Below are 18,665 nucleotides of genomic sequence, written 5' to 3'. Positions count from 1 at the left end.
TTTATGCATTCATTGCTTGCTGAAGTGCGTCGTCCACGGCATTTTGAAAATCTTCTGTACTAAGCGTTGCTCCGCTCACGACGTCGACATCTGAGCTTTGTCTTTGTACGACTTGAGTCGGAAGGCCCTCAATGTAACTTTCCGAATAGTGAGTATCCGCTTCTGTAATTTCAACGGTATCAATTCGGTCGTTTTTAATGGTCACGGATACGTAGACAGTTCCGATACGGTTGCTTCCTTGGCCAGAATACGTTCCATCTTTGTATTTTGTTTTAGGAGCAGAACTTTCGGCACTCGCTGATGACTGTTTCTTATGAGAGGAAGCAATATCTTCTCCCCAGCTGTCATTGACAATCGTTTGATTGTCTGTCTGATCTGTCGTTTTCTTCTGATGATGAGCAGGTGTGACTTGAACAGCTTGTGCATCAGATAGAGTGTTTATATAACCAGTTGCATAAATACTTCCAATGGCTACGCTGCATGCAGCAATCATCTTCTTTCCCATTTTACTCATGTTTGTTGAACCTCCTGATTTGTACCAGAACTATAGTTTCGATTATTGATGGTTGTCTTTAGCATAAATAAACTTTACAAATAAACTTTTAAAAAAGATTTAAAATCAAGAAAGTTTTTTCAAAAATAAATGGGCCAAAGGAAAAGATGATTCTAAATAATAAAGGTAGGCGATGGAATTTCTTTCACAAGCCTAGCTATTTTGACATACGTAATAATAGTTAATATTTCTGTTTACTATCTAAACGTGCATGATAAAATAGAAAAGATGAATATGTGTTAGGAGGAACATCAGTGAAAATTAAGCTTGGCCTTTTATACGGAGGAAAATCCGCTGAACATAAAGTATCTTTACAAACAGCTCTAGCAGTTTCAAAAGCAATTAACCACGATAAATATGAAGTGCATCCAATTTACATTACAGAAACAGGAAAGTGGATTCGCGGCACACAGCTGACTGGTCCGCTTGAAACAGTTGCTCAATTAGAAATTCAAGATAACGGAACTGCTATTTCACCAGTTTCATTGAATACGGAAATGTTTGCATTAACAGATTCAAAAACAGATGATCAGCTAGATGTTATTTTCCCACTTCTTCATGGTCCAAATGGAGAAGATGGTACGGTACAAGGATTATTAGAATTATTGAATATTCCTTATGTTGGAAACGGTGTATTAGCTTCAGCAGCTGGTATGGATAAAGTTGTAATGAAGCAGCTGTTTGCACAGGCAGGTCTGCCTCAAGTAGAGTACGTATCATTTATCCGCCGCGAGTGGGAAGCAGATCGAACGGCTGCTTATGAAAAAGTAGAAACACTTGGATACCCTTGCTTTGTTAAACCAGCAAACTTAGGTTCAAGCGTTGGGATTAGCAAATGTGATAACCGCGAAGAGTTAGAAGCGGCATTTGTTGAAGCTTTCTTATTCGATCGGAAAATCATTGTAGAAGCAGCAGCAGTTGGTCGTGAAGTTGAAATTGGTGTGTTAGGGAATGATGAAGCAGCTTGTTCAGTAGTTGGAGAAATCTTACCTAAAAAAGCGTTTTACGATTACAAAGCCAAATATGAAGACGGCGATACAGGTCTTATTATTCCAGCTGAAATTACAGAAGAGCAGCATCAAGAAATGTCAGCACTAGCAATCAAAGCATTTAAAGCAATTGATGGATCTGGTCTTGTACGTGCAGATTTCTTCTTAACATCAGAAGGTAAATTCATTATTAATGAAGTGAATACGATGCCTGGTTTTACACCTTTCAGTATGTTCCCGTTATTGTGGAAACACGCAGGTGTTGAATATCCAGATTTAATTGAAAAACTTGTATCACTAGCAATTGAACGTCATACCGAAAAGCAGCAAATTAAACACACAATGTAACTCACACAACACTATTCATCATGAATAGTGTTTCTGTGTTTAGTTTCAATTAATGTTATCCATAGTTTACTTTATATCGAGAGGAGCAAACCAACAATGATTAAACGTACGCTTAAACAGCTAGCTACAATGATTCCAGGAAGTGTATTTCATAGCGGGAACGAAGCAGCTGTAATTGAGGGAGTCTCAATTGATACGAGAACCATTCAGCAAGGTAATTTATATATCCCAATCAAAGGGGAACGTTTTAACGGGCATACATTTGTTCATAAAGCAATTGAAAACGGAGCGGTCGCTACACTGTGGAACAAAGATGAAGAAAATCCACCGACAGACATTAGTGTTATTTTAGTCGATGATACGCTAGTAGCTCTTCAGCAATTAGCGAAATCTTATCGTCACGAGTTAGATATTAAAGTAGTGGGCATTACAGGAAGTAACGGAAAAACAACGGCAAAAGACATGGTGAAAGCTGTGCTCGATACAACTTACCGTGTGCTGAAAACAGATGGAAACTTTAATAATCACATTGGCATGCCGCTTACTATTTTGCGTTTAGATGAAACTCATGATATTGCAGTTTTAGAAATGGGCATGAGCAGCCGAGGGGAAATTGAGTTTCTTTCTAATTTAGCGGAGCCTGATGTGGCCATTATTACAAATATCGGAGAATCGCACCTTCAAGACTTAGGAAGCCGTGATGGAATTGCGGAGGCAAAATTAGAAATTACAAGCGGCTTAGCGCCAACAGGTCAGCTTGTCTATAATGGTGATGAGCCACTTTTAACGTCGCGCGTTGTTAATCCAGTATTTGAAACGGTGACATTTGGCAGCTCAGAACAAAACGATTTGTATCCAAGTGCTATTTCAGCTGAAGAGTTAGGCACAACATTCACTGTTTCACGTGAAACAACATATTCATTCTTTATCCCGGTATTAGGTAAACATAATGTTCACAATGCGCTTTCTGCTATTGCGGTAGGTCATTATTTTGGACTAGACAATGAAACAATCGCTAAGGGATTAAAAGAATTAAAGCTAACCAATATGCGTATGGAGCTCGTGAAAAGAACAGATGGCCTGACCTTCATTAATGACGCATATAATGCAAGCCCAACGTCCGTTAAAGCTGCTATTACGTTGATGCATGATTTAGAAGGCTATAAGCAAAAAATTCTTGTTCTCGGCGATATGCTTGAATTAGGTGATCAGGAAAAAGAGTTCCACAAAGAAGTGGGAGAGTTTATTCAAGCAGAAAAAATTGATTATGTTCTAACATACGGCCCCTTATCTGTTGAAATTGAGCAAGGAGCAAAAAATAATTTTGCAGAAGATAAGGTAATGCACTTTGAGGAGAAAGATGAGCTTGTTAAAAAATTAACAGCGATTACAACAAGAGAAGATGTGGTTTTAGTGAAAGCATCTCGAGGGATGAAGCTTGAGGAAGTTATCTCAAAAATGATGCATAAATTACCGTGATATTAAAAAGAGTATAAGTAAGCTCTATTGCAAACGGAAAGCCATAGTGTTATGATGTAGTCTGAGTGTCTTGAGGCGCTTATACTCTAAACGTTGAATTTATTGAAGTAGTCGTTTAGAGCATTTTCCGTTTCCTCGGAGAATGCTTTTTTTTGTAAAATATAGATAGTCTAAATATAAAAGGAGTTTGAAAAACTTGGCATTATTTCAAGATTTAGGATTAAGTCAACAGCTTAATAAAGCTGTGAGTAAAATGGGTTTTGAAGAAGCAACACCAATTCAATCAGAAACTATCCCATTAGCACTAGAAGGTCACGATTTGATCGGACAAGCACAAACAGGAACAGGGAAAACAGCGGCATTTGGTATTCCTCTTATTGAAAAAGTTGATGTAAACGTAGATGCAATTCAAGGGTTAATTATTGCTCCTACTCGTGAACTTGCTGTACAGGTATCTGAAGAACTTTACAAAATTGGTCAAACAAAGCGCGTACGCGTGCTATCAATTTACGGTGGTCAAGATATCAGTCGTCAAATTCGTGCATTGAAAAAGCACCCTCATATCATCGTAGGGACACCGGGGCGTATGCTAGATCATATTAATCGTCGTACACTTCGTCTACAAGATGTTCATACAGTTATTTTAGATGAAGCAGATGAAATGTTAAACATGGGATTCATCGAAGACATTGAAAAAATCTTATCAAACGTACCTGAGAACCACCAAACACTTTTATTCTCAGCAACAATGCCTACTCCAATCCGTCGCATTGCTGAAAAATTCATGAACGAACCAAAAGTGGTAAAAGTAAAAGCAAAAGAAGTAACGATGCCAAACATTACGCAGTATTATTTAGAAGTACAAGAAAAGCGTAAATTTGATATCCTTACTCGTCTTTTAGATATGCAATCACCTGAATTAGCTATCATCTTTGGTCGTACAAAGCGCCGTGTTGATGAGCTATCAGAAGCATTAAATATGCGTGGTTATTCTGCACAAGGTATCCACGGTGACTTGACGCAATCGAAACGTCTATCTGTACTACGTCAATTTAAAGAAGGTTCTATTGATGTATTAGTTGCGACGGACGTAGCTGCACGCGGACTTGATATTTCTGGTGTTACTCATGTATACAACTTTGATATCCCTCAAGATCCAGAGAGCTATGTACACCGTATCGGACGTACAGGACGTGCTGGTAAAATGGGTGCTGCTATGACATTTGTAACGCCAAGAGAAACTGGACAGTTACACAATATTGAGCGTACAACAAAACGTAAAATGGAGCGTCTTACTCCTCCAACGCTTGATGAAGCAATGGAAGGTCAACAGCGTATTGCAGCTGACAAATTAACAGAATCTGTGACACAAGGCAACTTATCTTACTACAAACAGTTGGCAGAAGAGTTACTTGAAGAGCACGATTCAGTTTCATTAGTGGCAGCAGCAATCAAATTATTTACAAAAGAACCAAACGAATCACCAATTCAATTAACTGCTGAACCACCGGTAATTGCAAAAGGTGATAAAAACAAACGTGGAAATGGCGGAGGTCGTTCACGTTCTAACTCTAAAAACTACTCACAGCAAAATCGTCGTGGAAACTCAAAGCGTTTTGGTGACAAGCGTCGCGGTGGAAGCAACGGCAGTGATAATAGAAATCGTAATAGCAGCAGTAATCGTAAAGATTCTCGCAGCAAAGCGTAAAATAAAAACGAGCCTTAACAGGCTCGTTTTTTTATGTGTTAATTGCTATTTTATTGGTGCACACTATGAGTAAAATAAAATGGGGTGTTCACTGATGTCGACCATTGTTCGGTTAGGTTATGTGGCGATGAGCGTTCATTTGGAAAATAGTTCTCCTTCTCAAACAATGACTTTTGCACAATTTCAGCGTGTGAAAGACCATGAAGCGGCCATTCGCAAGCTCGAACGTATTGCAATATCCAACTTAGAAAACTGCTTACGGTTATTAAAACATAATGCGTGGAGTGAAATTGAGTTTTTTCGATTCAGTTCTAAGTTAATTCCGTTAGCTAACCATGAGGCGCTAAAAGATTGGAACTACATAGCTCCTTTAAAGGATGCTCTTCAGCGTATTTCTGTATTTTTGAAGGAACATCCAATGCGAGTAGATTTTCACCCGGATCATTTTGTTGTTTTAAACTCAACGGATAAAGAGGTTTTTAAGCATTCTATCCAAACTCTTCGCATGCATCAAAAGTTGCTAAAAGGAATGGACATTCCGCTTAAAAATCGCTGTGTTTTACATGTTGGAGGGGCTTATAATGATAAAGAAAAAGCACTGGAGCAGTTTATTCATAATTGGGGGCTTGTACCTCAATCCCTTCAGCAAATGATTATGTTAGAAAACGACGATACAACCTTTCATATAAAGGACGTCTTGTATTTATGTGAAAAACTAAATGTCCCAATCATTTTTGATCTTCATCATCATCAGGCAAACAATGATGAAACTTCATGGCAAGAGCATTGGGACCGTATCATTAGAACGTGGGAACAGGAAACGCTTCCTCTAAAAATGCATATATCTAGTCCTAAAAGTGATAAAGAATTTAGAGCCCATGCAGATTATATCGATGTCAATGGGTTTTACAGCTTTTTAAAAGAAGTAAATGGAACGATACCGCAAATTGATTGCATGATTGAAGCTAAGAAAAAAGATGAAGCGCTCTTTCAGTTAGTAAGAGACTTGAAGTCTTATGAAGATGTGGAATTTATTAACTCATCCACTTTTTATATTAAATCTTAAAGCAGGCCTCATATCTGTGGCTTGTTTTTCTGTTTGAACGCGAGAAAAGCGAGAAGAAATCCAGCAATACCTCCAACGAAATGAGCTGTGTTGTTGGTTCCTGGCGTTAGCAGACCTGAAAGTAATCCAATAATTAAAAAGACGACAATGATTTGCTGGTTACTTTGAGAAAGCATATGCTTTTGTTTTATTACAAGGTAGAGGTAAAACCCAAGCAGCCCGAAAATGGCACCGGATGCACCCACATGGCTGTAAAAAGAAGATTGGATTAAAAATGTAACGATATTTCCAAGCAATCCACACGTAAGGTAGAATAGAAGAAACTTATAAGAAGAAAGAATACGCTCAGCACCTGGCCCTAACAAGAACAATGAAAATGAGTTAAAAAGAAGGTGTGAAAAGCTTAGATGCAAAAAGATAGGTGTGAAAAGTCGCCAGTAGTCTCCTTGAGAAATTAAGCTATTCACACCAATAAGCTGATGTATAAAAGATTCTGCAAGGTGTGAGGGAAGAGCGGCAAGTAACCATAGCGCAATGTGGATGCAGATAAGCGTGAAGGTAACAGGGTAAAAACGTTTAAATTCAGCTGCATTTTCTGTGCGTACGAACATATTTGTCACTCCTTTTTATAAAGGCATTTTTATATACTATTCTGTAAGAGAGGATTAAATGAAAATGATTATAGGAACTGGAATTGATATTACAGAGTTAGAGCGGATTGAAAAAATGGTGCAGCGTCAAAGTGCTTTTGTTACTCGGATTTTAACAAAAAATGAAAGAGAACGCTATGAAAAGCTATCAAGCCGACGTAAGGTCGAATTTTTAGCAGGAAGATTTGCTGTGAAGGAAGCATATTCGAAAGCTCTTGGAACAGGAATAGGAAAAGATTTCAGCTTCCAAGATATCGAAATTATGAATGATGAAAGAGGAAAACCCCACATTGTTACAAAACAACCACTGGACGCGTCCGTACACGTATCTATTTCCCACAGTGCGCACTATGCGATTGCTCAAGTAATTATTGAACGCTTGTCAAGCTAGTCTGCATATTCACTATTTCTTGTTCATATATTCATAGTGTGGATAGGGGAGACAAGATATGTTCTTGCTTCTCCGTTTAGCTGTGAATATACGAAATAAAGGAGTTGGGGAAATGCATAAAAAATGGATTGGCTTATTTGTTTGCGCCTTTTTTCTCTTAGCCTTATCAGCATGCGGTGAAAAAAGTCAGCAGGATGTAACAGATGCATTGGATGCCAAGGTACAAGAAATGGCGGGGTATAAATCAGATGCTAAGATGACATTGAATACAGGGAAAGATGCTCAAGTATACGATGTAGAGATTTGGCATAGTAAGCCTATGTATTATCGAGTGAATTTGAAAAATACAAAGAAAGATCAAAGCCAAATGATTTTGCGTAATGATGAAGGGGTTTTTGTTTTAACGCCTGCCTTAAATAAAAGCTTTCGTTTTCAAAGTGATTGGCCGCAAAATAGCAGCCAAGCTTATTTGTATGAATCCCTTGTCCAAGATATTGTGAAGGATGAAAAGGCAAGTTTTAAATCAACGGATAAGCATTATATTTTTGAAACAAAAACCAACTATCAAAATAGCACGATGCTTCCTAAACAAGAAATTACGCTGAACAAAAGTGATTTAGCGCCTGTTTCTGTTAAAATTATGGATACGGATAATAAAGTGTTAATAAAAGTTGATTTCTCTAAGGTGAAATTCGATTCTAAGTTTGATAAAGGGGCTTTTGATACAAAAAGAAACATGACAAGTGCAAAGATTGACGTTCCGACATTAGCTCAGCAGAAATCATTTAGCGTCCTTTATCCTAAGGATGTTCCAAAAGGTACAAAGCTGTCCAAGGAAAAGAAAATTGAGACGGAAAATGGCGAGAGAGTCGTTTTAATGTACAAAGGAGAAAAGCCGTTTACGCTTGTACAAGAAAAAGCGCAAGTAGCTAAAACAGCAACATCTACAGTTACTGCCGGAGAGCCATTTGATTTAGGTTTTACTGTGGGAGCTTTAACGGATAAAAGTCTATCTTGGACATATAATGGAGTAGACTTTATGCTGGCTTCTGATCAGCTAACACCAGATGAATTGAGTACAGTTGCTAGATCTGTGCAAAGTCAGATGGGAAAATAAGAGAAGCTTACAAGCCTGCATATATGTAGGCTTGTTCTTGCTTAATTTGAATAAAGATCGAGATGAAGTTTGGCTATAGATGTATTATACTAACAGAGGAAAGTACGTTTAGAATGGTTCTGAAAAAAGGAAGTGTCGTAGTAATGGATGCATTTTATAGAGAAACATGGGCAGAAATTGATGTAGAAGCCATTTTTCAAAATGTGAATCATGTAAGAGAACTGATACCGGGGCATAAAACGTTAATGGCCGTAGTGAAGGCGAATGCGTACGGGCATGGAGATAAAGAAGTAGCAGAGATTGCGCTTCAAGCTGGTGCTGATATGCTAGCTGTAGCTTTTTTGGATGAAGCTATTGCTCTTCGGAAAAAAGGGATAAAGGAATCCATTTTAGTATTAGGCGCCGTGCCTACCCTACACATTCAAACTGCATTGGAGTGGGATGTAACGGTCACTGCTTATAGCAAAGCTTGGATTGAAGAAGCGGCGTCCATTCTAGATGAAAACAGTCAGCTGCATATGCATTTAAAAATAGATACAGGCATGGGTCGCTTGGGAGTTAGAACAAAAGAAGAATTACACGAAACGATGAAGATCATCGCTTCTCATTCGGGATTCGTGCTGGATGGAGTGTTTACACACTTTGCAACAGCAGACGAGCTAAACTCGTCTTATTTTGAAGAACAATACACATTCTTTGAAGAAATGGTTCGAATTGTGAAAGAGTATAATTTTACACCTCCGATGATTCACTGTGCAAATAGCGCAGCCTTGCTTCGTCGTCCGAAAGATATCTTTAATGGCGTACGCTTAGGTATCTCTATGTATGGCTTGAGTCCTTCTGAGGAATTAAAAGAAGTCTTGCCAATTCCGTTAAAACAAGCTTTTTCGCTGCACAGCCGTATTGTGCATGTTAAAAAAGTCAAAAAAGGGAGTCATATCAGTTACGGAGCTACTTATGAAGCTAAAGAAGATGAATGGATTGCTACTATTCCAGTAGGATACGCAGACGGCTGGATTCGTAAATTAAGCAATTTTGAAGTATTAGTAGATGGAGTTAAAGTGCCAATTGTTGGTAGAATCTGCATGGATCAATTGATGATTAAATTACCTAAAATGTATAAAATGGGCACAAAAGTAACATTTATTGGAAAACAAAAAGGTGCTGAAATTACAATTGATGAAGTAGCGAAGCATCTTGAAACAATTAATTATGAAATCCCTTGCATGGTTGCAGCAAGGGTTCCGAGGGTTTATACAAGAGATTCGCAGCATATTGATGTTAATAATTATATCTTGCGCTGAATATACATCTTCCTGAGTCAACATAAAAAGTCTGCGAACAAAAGACAATAAAATAATAACTTCCATGCATAAAAGAGGGTATCAATTGACGATAATAGTGTAGAAATTGACAGAATTAACTTTCCATTAAAGCTAATCAATGTTATGATAAGGAAAGATGAGACTATTGGTGTGTGTATTGATGTTGGAGGTGTATGTTTGTGTCTGAAGCGAGCGCAACTACAGAAATCCTAGTAAGATTACCGAAAAATTTAGTATCGGAGCTCGATCTTATGGTTAAACAAGAAAATGGCAACCGAAGTGATTTTATTCACCAAGCAACAAAATTGTACCTTCGTGAGCGAAAAAAACGCCATATTCGCGAATCAATGAGACGTGGATATATGGAGATGGCAAAGATAAACTTAAATATTGCTTCCGAGGCTTTTCTAGCAGAGTATGAAGCTGATCATACTGTGGATCGTTTAGTAAGCGGGGGGTAATGACTTGGTAGTCAAACGTGGCGACGTTTATTTTGCTGACCTATCTCCTGTTGTTGGCTCAGAACAAGGAGGCGTTCGCCCTGTACTTGTCATTCAAAATGATATAGGCAATCGTTTTAGCCCAACTGTTATTGTAGCTGCGATCACTGCTCAAATTCAAAAGGCAAAGTTACCTACGCATGTTGAAATTGATGCAAAGCGCTATGGATTTGAGCGAGATTCAGTTATTTTACTAGAACAAATTCGTACTATTGATAAACAGAGGCTAACAGACAAGATTACCCATTTAGATGATGAAATGATGGACAGAGTGGATGAAGCCTTGCAAATCAGTGTAGGACTTATCGACTTTTAGAATTATACTTCCATTTATACTAAGTTGCTCCTTTATGAGCAACTTTTTTAATTTGACTAGGAATAATCAGTAAACGTATATTGTAATAAGAAACGTTTTAAAAATGATAATATATATATATAGATATAAATGAGTGTATTGACTCACAAGGAGGACCTCATGAATCAAGATTTATTCAATTATATACAAAATCATAAATCAGAAATTTTTGATCGATGGCTAGTGTTAATGAATGATGTGGAAACAGAGCGGATTAAAAATATTGTATCCGAGCAAGTGTACGTAAATGTAAGCTCTGATTTTGTAAATTTACTTTTGGCAAAAGCATTCCGTGATCAGGAAAATTTTGCAGAGGAACTAGAGGAAGTAGTAGGACGAGTCGTGAGTTTAGGATGGCCTCTTGCTTATTTGACACAGGGTGTACGTAACTTGGGTCACGTAGTGGTTGAAGGGTATGTAAACAGTGAACATGTGAAGGCTGACCAAACTCATTCTGAATTATTCTATCGGTTTGATAAGTGGTTAAGCCCTATTTATAACAAAATAGTAGAACAATACTCCAACTCGTGGGAAAATACAGTTATGTTGCAAAAAGTTGCACTTCAAGAATTGTCTGCTCCATTAATACCGGTATTTGATAAAATTACAGTAATGCCGCTTGTGGGAACAATTGACACTGATCGTGCGAAGAAAATTATGGAAAATTTATTGCAAGGTGTCGTAAAGCACCGATCAGAGGTCGTATTAATAGATATTACCGGAGTACCAGTAGTGGATACGATGGTTGCCCATCATATCATTCAAGCTGCTGAAGCCGTACGTTTGGTTGGAGCCAAGTGTTTGTTAGTAGGAATTCGTCCGGAAATTGCTCAGACTATTGTGAACTTAGGTATTAACTTAAACGAAATTATTACGAAAAACTCATTAAAAAAAGGCGTAGAGTTTGCGTTAGAAATGACTGAGCGGAAAATAGTTGATATAGAATCGGAGGAATAAACGTGAGAATACCCATTTTGAAATTGTACGACTATTTATTGGTATCCATTCAATGGGAGCTGGATGATCAAACGGCTATTCAATTCCAAGAAGATTTGCTAAGTAAAATTCATCAAACTGGAGCAAAAGGAGTGGTAATCGATTTAACTTCAATTGATATGATCGATTCATTCATCGCAAAAGTGTTAGGTGACGTGGTTAGCATGTCTAATTTGATGGGGGCTAGAGTAGTATTAACAGGTATCCAGCCTGCAGTAGCTATTACACTTGTTGAGTTAGGGATTGGCCTAAATGATGTTCTTACTGCACTCGATTTAGAAAAAGGTCTTGAGAAACTCCAATCGGAATTGGGGGATTAGTATATGGAATTCCAATCCAGCGTAAAAATCGTAACAGAATGGGACATCGTAGCGGCACGCCAATTAGGTAGAAATGTGTCGAAAGAGCTAGGGTTTGGAACAGTTGACCAAGCTCGTATTACAACCGCCATTTCTGAATTAGCTCGTAATATTTACCTATATGCGGGTAAGGGTCAAATCTATATTGAGAAATTAAATCGTGGAGGAAAAAACGGTCTTCTTGTCGTAGCAACAGATGAAGGGCCAGGTATCCCCGACGTTCGCAAAGTAATGGAGGATGGATACTCAACATCGGGTGGACTAGGAGCTGGGCTTCCTGGGGTAAAACGATTGATGGATGAGTTTGACATCGAAACAAATGTCGGAGAAGGTACTGAGATTAAAGCAGTTAAGTGGCTCCGGTAGGAGGAAATAGATAATGTCTTTTGATAAAGAGATGAGAGATTTATACAAAGATATTTTGGGGAACTATATCCAAACACAAAATGAACAAATTTTGTATCAAGGACAAAAACTAAGTAGAAAATCTTTAGAGAATGAAATATCGCCAGAAGATATTGTGAGCATTCATAAAGAAGTGATTGAAGAAATTTATTCTGATATTCCAGAAAAAGTGCTGCATTCTCTGGACTTTTTACTTGAGGTAATGATTAGCTACGGTCTTGCTCTTCGTGAGCATCAAACATTAAAAAATAAGCAGCGGGAACTTCGTTCTGAGATTGAAGTTGCTGCTAACGTCCAGCAGACGCTGTTGGGGACAAAGGTTCCGGCTAGTTCAACTTTAGAAATTGGTGCGATTAGCGTACCGGCTAAACAGATGAACGGAGATTATTTTCACTTTGTAGAAGAAGAGCACGGTGGGTTAAGTATTGCCATTGCCGATGTGATCGGAAAAGGAATTCCAGCTGCAATGTGTATGTCTATGATCAAATATGCAATGGACAGCTTACCGGACTCAAGAAAAAATCCAAGTTATGTATTAGAGAACTTGAATAATATTGTAGAGCGAAACGTAGATCCAAGTATGTTTATTACGATGTTCTACGGAAGCTATAATCCCGAGACAAACTTATTTGATTATGCTTCTGCAGGGCATGAGCCAGGTTTTTATTATGATGCAAAAGCTGATTCATTTGAAGATTTGGAGGCAAAAGGACTCGTGCTAGGAGTCGATCGCCATGTGAAATATCTTCAGTACGAGCAGCAGCTTTCAAAAGGCGATATGATTGTTCTGTTAACAGATGGCGTAACAGAATGCAGAACTGAAGAAGGATTTATTGAAAGATTGGACATCATAAAATTAATTCGAAAATACATGCATTTGTCTCCTCAAGAAATTGTAGAATCTGTATATAAAGAGCTGGAAAAATTACAGCATTTTCAATTGAGGGATGACTTTACATTGATTATTTTGAAGAGTTTAGTTTAAGTATTCTAAAAAAGGGTACAGAAAAGATAGCACAAAATTAGAGGGGGTCTACTAATACGATGAATTTAAAAATAGATATACAAAAGGACGGTCAAGCATATCGTATTAAGCTGGCTGGAGAGATTGACGCATATACAGCACCTAAGCTAAAAGAAAAGTTCATGGGAATTACTGAACATACTGAACCGGAAATTGTAGTCGATTTAACCGATGTATCATACATGGATAGTACAGGACTAGGTGTATTTATTGCATTGTTAAAAGCCAATAAGAAAAATAACGGCTCTTTGAAATTTGTTGGTGTATCAGAGCGCATCAAGCGCTTATTTGATATTACGGGCCTCACAGACATTTTAAACGTGAATTCACAAGTAGAAGGTGGCGTAAAATGAAACAGCCTTATGACTTTGTTGAGATGAAGATTCCTGCTAAGCCAGACTACGTAGCGATTATTCGACTGACGCTGTCTGGTGTAGCGAACCGGATGGGTTTTTCTTATGATGAAATTGAAGATATGAAAATTGCTGTGAGTGAGGCATGTACGAATGCCGTGCAGCATGCTTACAAGAATGAAGAAAATGGTGAAGTGAGAGTAGGTTTTGGTTTATTTGATGACCGTTTAGAAATCATGGTGGTCGATAAAGGTGAAAGTTTTAATTTTGAAGAGCTTAAGGAACATATAGGACCTTATGAAACATCAAAAGAAGTTGAATTTCTTCCTGAAGGTGGACTTGGTTTATATTTAATTGAAACACTAATGGACGAAGTGAAAATGGTCAATTCAAAAGGTGTAACGCTAATGATGACTAAGTATGTGCAAAGAGAGCAGGTGGAGAGTGATGAAAACACAGTCTCAACCTATGAAATTAACTAAAGAACAGGTTCAGGAACGAATTGAGCGCTTTCAAAAAACGCAGGATGAAGAAGCACAAAGTGATCTAGTAGTACATTACAAGAACCTTGTTGAATCTATTGCACGTCGTTATTCAAAAGGCAGAAGCTTACATGAAGATATTGTGCAGGTAGGGATGCTAGGACTGTTAGGAGCTATTAGAAGGTATGATGCTTCATTTGGAAGAAGCTTTGAATCGTTTGCTGTTCCTACAATCATTGGAGAGATTAAGCGATTTTTACGCGATAAAACTTGGAGTGTTCACGTACCGCGCCGCATCAAAGAATTAGGTCCTAAAATTAAAGCAGCTGTCGAAGAGCTAACAACCCGTTTACAGCGATCTCCTCAAGTGAAAGAAATTGCTGATCATATCGGAGTGACAGAGGAAGAAATTTTAGAAACGATGGAGATGGGGCAAAGTTATCAAGCGTTGTCTGTTGATCATTCCATTGAAGCAGACTCTGATGGAAGTACTGTTACAATCCTTGATTTAGTAGGTGAACAAGAGTCGGGTTATGAGAAAACTGATCAGCGCTTAGTGTTAGAAAAGATTCTTCATGTATTAAGCGATAGAGAAAAAGAAGTGATTCGCTATACATTTATTGAAAATCTGAGTCAAAAAGATGCCGGTGAGAAGTTAGGGATTTCTCAAATGCATGTATCTCGACTGCAAAGAAGAGCTCTTGATAAGCTAAGGACTGCAGCTCGCTCAGATTCTAACGATTCGGAGTATATGTCGTGATGACAGTAGACCCTAATACAAAGTTGATTCAAACTCATATATACCAAGAGCCAAAGCAAGGGAACGTATGTTGTGGAGATAGTTACTATGTCAAAGAAACGGATGACTATTTTCTATGTGCAGTGGCAGATGGATTAGGAAGCGGTGAACAAGCTAGAGCCGCTTCTGTAGCTGTTACGGATGTAGCGAAAGCTCATCATCATCTAGATGTGGATGAAATCATTTCTAAGTGCAACAAAGCTACTCGACATACAAGAGGCGCGGCAGTAGCTATTTTGAAAATTGATAAAAAACATAACGAATTTCATTATACAAATGTAGGTAATATCCGCTTTTATCTGTATTCTCCGGAGGGGAAATTAACGTACCCTCTGCCAATTCAAGGTTTTTTATCAGGGAAAATTCAAAAGTTCCGCACACAAACCTTCCCATATGACTCCGGTTCTAAATTTTTGATTCATACAGATGGCTTAGAATTAAAAGAGATTAAATCTGTTTTTGCTAACTCGATGAATGTAGATCAATTGTCGACACGGCTACAGGCAGCAATTCGATCTCATAATGACGATATTACGTATATCGCTGGTCATCTTCCAACTGCATAGCCTTTCTTTTTAGCTCACATGTGTTATTGCATGTGAGTTTTGTTACAATAGAGACAAAGTTTCATTTAGGTAGGAGGATAAGCTGTGTCTGTTGCAACGAAATTAGATAATCAAATTGTTCAACGTGTAAGTAAAGAGGTGGAGATTTCACAAAAGCAAGTACAAAACGTAATTGCTTTAGTAGAAGACGGTAATACAGTTCCCTTTATTGCTCGATATAGAAAAGAACAAACTGGTGCTTTGGATGAAGTCCAAATCCGGAATATTTTAGATTCCTGGAACTACTTAATGAATTTAGAGGAGCGTAAAGAGGAAGTTCTTCGATTAATTGAAGAGCAAGGGAAATTAACTGAGGAACTGGCTGCTCAAATTCATCAAGCGAAGAAATTGCAGCAAGTAGAAGATTTATACCGCCCTTTTAAGCAAAAACGACGTACAAAAGCAACTGTAGCAAAAGAAAAAGGTCTTGAACCATTAGCAGAGTGGCTACTAAGTTTTCCACGTTCTGACGTGAAGAATGAAGCGCAAACATACATAAATGAAGAAGCGGGAGTTCAATCTTCTGACGAAGCTATTCAGGGAGCCCTAGACATTGTAGCGGAACAAATTTCTGACGAAGCATCTTACCGTCAATGGATTCGTACGACCACTGTAAAAGATGGCATAATTGTTACTTCAGTCAAAGATCCGGAAAAAGATGAAAAAAATATCTATGAAATGTACTACGAATATACAGAAGCGGTAAAGCGAATCGTTCCTCATCGTATCTTAGCTATGAATAGAGGAGAAAAAGACGGTATTTTAAAAGTGAGTATTGATGCGCCTACAGATCGTATTCTTTCATATTTACATAAACAAGTAATCAAAAAAAGGGATTCTTCAGCTGAAAGTTATATCATCTCAGCTATAGAAGATGCTTATAAACGCTTAATAGAACCATCTATTGAACGCGAAATCCGTAAAGAGCTATCAGAAAAAGCGGAAGAAAGAGCCATTCACATCTTTTCTGAAAACTTACGAAAACTTCTTCTCCAGCCTCCATTGAAAGGGAAAGTGGTATTAGGAGTAGATCCAGCTTTTCGAACAGGCTGCAAATTAGCTGTAGTAGATGAAACAGGCAAGGTATTAAAAATTGATGTTATTTATCCACATCCTCCTGTGAGAAAAGCAGCTGAAGCGCAAAATAAATTAAAGAAAATGTTCGCTGAATACCCTATTGAAGTAGTAGCCATTGGAAACGGAACGGCATCTCGCGAAACGGAGCAATTTGTAGCGGATGTTCTTAAAGAAATTGAAAACCCAGTTTATTATTTGATTGTGAATGAAGCGGGAGCAAGCGTATATTCGGCTTCTGATGTTGCTAGAGAGGAATTTCCTGATTTTCAAGTAGAAGAGCGAAGCGCTGTATCGATTGCCAGAAGGCTGCAAGATCCGCTGGCTGAACTTGTGAAAATCGATCCTAAGTCGGTAGGAGTAGGGCAGTATCAGCATGATGTGTCTCAAAAGCAATTAAATGATTCACTGACTTTTATTGTAGAGACAGTAGTAAATCAGGTAGGAGTAAATGCAAACACGGCTTCTGCTTCGCTTCTACAATACGTTGCTGGTCTAAATAAGACAGTTGCTCAAAACATTGTAAAATATCGGGATGAAAACGGAAAATTCTCTAACCGAAAACAGTTGAAGAAAATTCCGCGTCTAGGCGCTAAAACGTATGAGCAGTGTATTGGGTTTTTACGTATTATAGAAGGTGAAGAACCTTTAGACAGAACGGGTATCCATCCTGAAACGTATGGAGACGTTAAAAAGCTTTTAAAGAAGGCGGAAGTGAAAGAGACTGAGCTTGGAACGGAGAAAGTAAAAGAAGCATTAAAACATATTTCTTTACCTGAAATATCAGAAGAACTAAGTATAGGGGAGCTTACTTTAAAAGACATTATAGAAGCGCTCGTAAGACCGGAAAGAGATCCTCGTGATGAACTGCCAAAACCTTTGCTCCGTCAGGATATTTTGAAGTTAGAGGATCTTGCCAAAGGTATTCAGCTTGAAGGTACGGTGCGAAACGTCGTAGACTTCGGAGCGTTCATCGATATAGGAGTTAAGCAAGATGGTCTAGTCCATATTTCTAAATTAACGAATCGGTACGTTAAGCACCCCCTCGATGTCGTTTCAGTAGGAGATTTGGTGAATGTGTGGGTAGAAGACGTAGATATGAAAAAAGGAAGAGTCGCACTGACGATGATTCCGCCTCATCAATAATAAAATTGCCTTTTCAGAAAATCTGAAAAGGCAATTTTATTTGTAAAAAGAAGTGATTTAAGAAGCGGAATTATTTTTTTGATAAAAAAACCAACATTGATTGAGCAATTTTATTTGTGCACGGTCTTTTTCAGAATAAGCGCGCCTCATTTGTTTTTGTAGCCACATTGGCATAAGGACAATCACTCCTTTTCATTTATGATAAGGTGAATAGTGAGTATGTAATGAAGTGTATGCCCAAAGAGCTAGTCAGGTGATTTCATACAGTAGAGGAGTATATAAGATGAATGATAAGGATTTACAAATACTTGTAGAAGAAATTTCATTGAAGCTGTTTCACAAACCATTTCGTCATGAAGCCACTTTTAATTCTCGTTTACGTACGACAGGTGGAAGGTATTTATTACGTACATCTAATATAGAAGTAAACTACAAATACTTTGAACAATATGGCAGACAAGAAATAGTAGAAATTATTAAACATGAGCTCTGTCACTATCATTTGCATATTGAGGGGAAAGGGTATAAGCATGGAGATCAAGACTTTAAAAGGCTAATGAAAGAAGTAGGCGCCCCCCGCTTTTGTCAGGCATTGAAAAAAGAAAGTGATGGAAAGAAAAAAGAGCACATATATGTATGTATGCAGTGTGATCAAAAATATGTTCGAAAAAGAAAAGTGAACACGGTTAAATATGTTTGTGGAAAGTGTAAAGGTAAATTAAAAAAAATGTAGAAGATGCTTGACTAAAATAGATTGATTATGATAAATTAATAAAGCCGTCTCAAATAAACGGCAAAGAAATTACAAAAACTTATTGACATTACATATAATGTCGATTACAATGTAAGAAGTCTGATGAATATTATTCCACAGTAGCTCAGTGGTAGAGCTATCGGCTGTTAACCGATCGGTCGTAGGTTCGAGTCCTACCTGTGGAGCC

At 37.9% G+C, this 18,665-nt stretch carries 22 protein-coding genes and 1 tRNA gene; 20 read left to right on the top strand and 3 right to left on the bottom strand.

Going from position 1 to position 18,665, the window contains the following annotated elements; all coding sequences use genetic code 11:
- Nucleotide 1: 1 nt before the first annotated feature.
- The gene (locus tag ACFX4N_RS29240) at nt 2–514 is read right to left on the bottom strand and encodes an FMN-binding protein (protein WP_057237517.1); all 513 of its coding nucleotides are present in this window, start codon (nt 512–514) and stop codon (nt 2–4) included.
- Between the two features lie 293 nt (nt 515–807).
- Here ACFX4N_RS29240 and ACFX4N_RS29235 point away from each other — a divergent pair, with 293 nt between their 5' ends.
- From ACFX4N_RS29235 to uvsE, 4 genes are all read left to right on the top strand, one after another.
- Nucleotides 808–1,890: a D-alanine--D-alanine ligase gene (locus tag ACFX4N_RS29235; protein ID WP_013054995.1), complete on the top strand. Its 1,083-nt coding sequence runs from the start codon at nt 808–810 to the stop codon at nt 1,888–1,890.
- Between the two features lie 96 nt (nt 1,891–1,986).
- The gene (locus ACFX4N_RS29230) at nt 1,987–3,369 is read left to right on the top strand and encodes a UDP-N-acetylmuramoyl-tripeptide--D-alanyl-D-alanine ligase (protein ID WP_057274102.1); all 1,383 of its coding nucleotides are present in this window, start codon (nt 1,987–1,989) and stop codon (nt 3,367–3,369) included.
- A 196-nt stretch (nt 3,370–3,565) separates the two neighbouring features.
- Nucleotides 3,566–5,077 carry a degradosome RNA helicase CshA gene (cshA, locus tag ACFX4N_RS29225; RefSeq protein WP_013054997.1) on the top strand — a complete coding sequence of 504 codons (1,512 nt, stop codon included), beginning with the start codon at nt 3,566–3,568 and terminating at the stop codon, nt 5,075–5,077.
- 94 nt (nt 5,078–5,171) lie between these two features.
- Nucleotides 5,172–6,143: a UV DNA damage repair endonuclease UvsE gene (gene uvsE, locus ACFX4N_RS29220; RefSeq protein ID WP_035439664.1), complete on the top strand. Its 972-nt coding sequence runs from the start codon at nt 5,172–5,174 to the stop codon at nt 6,141–6,143.
- Between the two features lie 8 nt (nt 6,144–6,151).
- Here uvsE and ACFX4N_RS29215 read toward each other — a convergent pair whose 3' ends face one another.
- Nucleotides 6,152–6,754: a rhomboid family intramembrane serine protease gene (locus ACFX4N_RS29215; RefSeq protein ID WP_013054999.1), complete on the bottom strand. Its 603-nt coding sequence runs from the start codon at nt 6,752–6,754 to the stop codon at nt 6,152–6,154.
- 64 nt (nt 6,755–6,818) lie between these two features.
- Here ACFX4N_RS29215 and acpS point away from each other — a divergent pair, with 64 nt between their 5' ends.
- The 14 genes from acpS to ACFX4N_RS29145 all read left to right on the top strand — a co-directional run bounded on the left by acpS (nt 6,819) and on the right by ACFX4N_RS29145 (nt 17,724).
- Nucleotides 6,819–7,184 (top strand): holo-ACP synthase, encoded by a 366-nt coding sequence (acpS, locus tag ACFX4N_RS29210; RefSeq protein ID WP_029325479.1) that lies wholly within the window; start codon nt 6,819–6,821, stop codon nt 7,182–7,184.
- Between the two features lie 58 nt (nt 7,185–7,242).
- Entirely contained in the window at nt 7,243–8,301 is a 1,059-nt protein-coding gene (locus tag ACFX4N_RS29205) for a LolA family protein (RefSeq protein ID WP_013055001.1), read from the top strand.
- Between the two features lie 62 nt (nt 8,302–8,363).
- Nucleotides 8,364–9,605 carry an alanine racemase gene (gene alr / locus ACFX4N_RS29200; RefSeq protein ID WP_406643764.1) on the top strand — a complete coding sequence of 414 codons (1,242 nt, stop codon included), beginning with the start codon at nt 8,364–8,366 and terminating at the stop codon, nt 9,603–9,605.
- 200 nt (nt 9,606–9,805) lie between these two features.
- Entirely contained in the window at nt 9,806–10,087 is a 282-nt protein-coding gene (locus ACFX4N_RS29195) for a CopG family ribbon-helix-helix protein (protein ID WP_013055003.1), read from the top strand.
- A 4-nt stretch (nt 10,088–10,091) separates the two neighbouring features.
- On the top strand, nt 10,092–10,442 hold the full coding sequence (gene ndoA / locus ACFX4N_RS29190; RefSeq protein ID WP_013055004.1) for a type II toxin-antitoxin system endoribonuclease NdoA: 351 nt from the start codon (nt 10,092–10,094) through the stop codon (nt 10,440–10,442).
- Nucleotides 10,443–10,601: 159 nt separating this feature from the next.
- Complete coding sequence (locus tag ACFX4N_RS29185; RefSeq protein WP_013055005.1) at nt 10,602–11,438, top strand: RsbT co-antagonist protein RsbRA; 837 nt, start codon at nt 10,602–10,604, stop codon at nt 11,436–11,438.
- A 2-nt stretch (nt 11,439–11,440) separates the two neighbouring features.
- Nucleotides 11,441–11,797: an STAS domain-containing protein gene (locus ACFX4N_RS29180; protein WP_013055006.1), complete on the top strand. Its 357-nt coding sequence runs from the start codon at nt 11,441–11,443 to the stop codon at nt 11,795–11,797.
- Between the two features lie 3 nt (nt 11,798–11,800).
- A complete protein-coding gene (locus ACFX4N_RS29175; protein ID WP_013055007.1) occupies nt 11,801–12,202 on the top strand; it encodes an anti-sigma regulatory factor in 402 nt (133 codons plus the stop codon).
- 13 nt (nt 12,203–12,215) lie between these two features.
- Nucleotides 12,216–13,226 (top strand): PP2C family protein-serine/threonine phosphatase, encoded by a 1,011-nt coding sequence (locus tag ACFX4N_RS29170; protein ID WP_013055008.1) that lies wholly within the window; start codon nt 12,216–12,218, stop codon nt 13,224–13,226.
- Nucleotides 13,227–13,285: 59 nt separating this feature from the next.
- Nucleotides 13,286–13,618: an STAS domain-containing protein gene (locus tag ACFX4N_RS29165; RefSeq protein WP_377263576.1), complete on the top strand. Its 333-nt coding sequence runs from the start codon at nt 13,286–13,288 to the stop codon at nt 13,616–13,618.
- The gene (gene rsbW, locus ACFX4N_RS29160) at nt 13,615–14,100 is read left to right on the top strand and encodes an anti-sigma B factor RsbW (protein ID WP_013055010.1); all 486 of its coding nucleotides are present in this window, start codon (nt 13,615–13,617) and stop codon (nt 14,098–14,100) included. The genes ACFX4N_RS29165 and rsbW overlap by 4 nt, the downstream gene beginning before the upstream one ends.
- Nucleotides 14,066–14,860 (top strand): RNA polymerase sigma factor SigB, encoded by a 795-nt coding sequence (gene sigB / locus ACFX4N_RS29155; RefSeq protein WP_013055011.1) that lies wholly within the window; start codon nt 14,066–14,068, stop codon nt 14,858–14,860. The genes rsbW and sigB overlap by 35 nt, the downstream gene beginning before the upstream one ends.
- Nucleotides 14,860–15,465: a PP2C family serine/threonine-protein phosphatase gene (locus ACFX4N_RS29150; RefSeq protein WP_013081423.1), complete on the top strand. Its 606-nt coding sequence runs from the start codon at nt 14,860–14,862 to the stop codon at nt 15,463–15,465. Before sigB ends, ACFX4N_RS29150 begins: the two co-directional genes overlap by 1 nt.
- Nucleotides 15,466–15,549: 84 nt before the next feature.
- Nucleotides 15,550–17,724, top strand: coding sequence for a Tex family protein (locus ACFX4N_RS29145; RefSeq protein WP_057274099.1), 2,175 nt, complete (start codon nt 15,550–15,552; stop codon nt 17,722–17,724).
- A gap of 57 nt (nt 17,725–17,781) precedes the next feature.
- Here the strand turns inward: ACFX4N_RS29145 and cmpA are convergent, their stop codons facing one another.
- On the bottom strand, nt 17,782–17,898 hold the full coding sequence (cmpA, locus tag ACFX4N_RS29140; RefSeq protein WP_013055014.1) for a cortex morphogenetic protein CmpA: 117 nt from the start codon (nt 17,896–17,898) through the stop codon (nt 17,782–17,784).
- Between the two features lie 109 nt (nt 17,899–18,007).
- Here cmpA and ACFX4N_RS29135 point away from each other — a divergent pair, with 109 nt between their 5' ends.
- Both ACFX4N_RS29135 and ACFX4N_RS29130 read left to right on the top strand, forming a co-directional pair.
- Nucleotides 18,008–18,457, top strand: coding sequence for a SprT family protein (locus ACFX4N_RS29135; RefSeq protein ID WP_013055015.1), 450 nt, complete (start codon nt 18,008–18,010; stop codon nt 18,455–18,457).
- Between the two features lie 134 nt (nt 18,458–18,591).
- Nucleotides 18,592–18,663 (top strand) — tRNA-Asn (locus ACFX4N_RS29130).
- Nucleotides 18,664–18,665: the final 2 nt, after the last annotated feature.

Origin of the sequence: Priestia sp. YIM B13551, assembly GCF_042787905.1 — a bacterium.
Taxonomy (GTDB): Bacteria; Bacillota; Bacilli; order Bacillales; family Bacillaceae_H; genus Priestia.
Note: the sequence above shows the minus strand (reverse complement) of the source record. Positions and strands in the feature narration are given on the sequence as shown.

Bases quoted from the DNA above. Each gene is read 5' to 3' on its own strand.
- alr (WP_406643764.1), top strand. From the start codon at position 8,364: ATGAAGTTTGGCTATAGATGTATTATACTAACAGAGGAAAGTACGTTT.
- ACFX4N_RS29170 (WP_013055008.1), top strand. From the start codon at position 12,216: ATGTCTTTTGATAAAGAGATGAGAGATTTATACAAAGATATTTTGGGG.
- ACFX4N_RS29215 (WP_013054999.1), bottom strand. From the start codon at position 6,754: ATGTTCGTACGCACAGAAAATGCAGCTGAATTTAAACGTTTTTACCCT.
- rsbW (WP_013055010.1), top strand. From the start codon at position 13,615: ATGAAACAGCCTTATGACTTTGTTGAGATGAAGATTCCTGCTAAGCCA.
- ACFX4N_RS29150 (WP_013081423.1), top strand. From the start codon at position 14,860: ATGACAGTAGACCCTAATACAAAGTTGATTCAAACTCATATATACCAA.
- ACFX4N_RS29230 (WP_057274102.1), top strand. From the start codon at position 1,987: ATGATTAAACGTACGCTTAAACAGCTAGCTACAATGATTCCAGGAAGT.
- sigB (WP_013055011.1), top strand. From the start codon at position 14,066: ATGAAAACACAGTCTCAACCTATGAAATTAACTAAAGAACAGGTTCAG.
- ACFX4N_RS29240 (WP_057237517.1), bottom strand. From the start codon at position 514: ATGAGTAAAATGGGAAAGAAGATGATTGCTGCATGCAGCGTAGCCATT.
- ACFX4N_RS29185 (WP_013055005.1), top strand. From the start codon at position 10,602: ATGAATCAAGATTTATTCAATTATATACAAAATCATAAATCAGAAATT.
- uvsE (WP_035439664.1), top strand. From the start codon at position 5,172: ATGTCGACCATTGTTCGGTTAGGTTATGTGGCGATGAGCGTTCATTTG.
- ACFX4N_RS29135 (WP_013055015.1), top strand. From the start codon at position 18,008: ATGAATGATAAGGATTTACAAATACTTGTAGAAGAAATTTCATTGAAG.
- ACFX4N_RS29175 (WP_013055007.1), top strand. From the start codon at position 11,801: ATGGAATTCCAATCCAGCGTAAAAATCGTAACAGAATGGGACATCGTA.
- ACFX4N_RS29205 (WP_013055001.1), top strand. From the start codon at position 7,243: ATGTTCTTGCTTCTCCGTTTAGCTGTGAATATACGAAATAAAGGAGTT.
- cmpA (WP_013055014.1), bottom strand. From the start codon at position 17,898: ATGCCAATGTGGCTACAAAAACAAATGAGGCGCGCTTATTCTGAAAAA.
- ACFX4N_RS29165 (WP_377263576.1), top strand. From the start codon at position 13,286: ATGAATTTAAAAATAGATATACAAAAGGACGGTCAAGCATATCGTATT.
- acpS (WP_029325479.1), top strand. From the start codon at position 6,819: ATGATTATAGGAACTGGAATTGATATTACAGAGTTAGAGCGGATTGAA.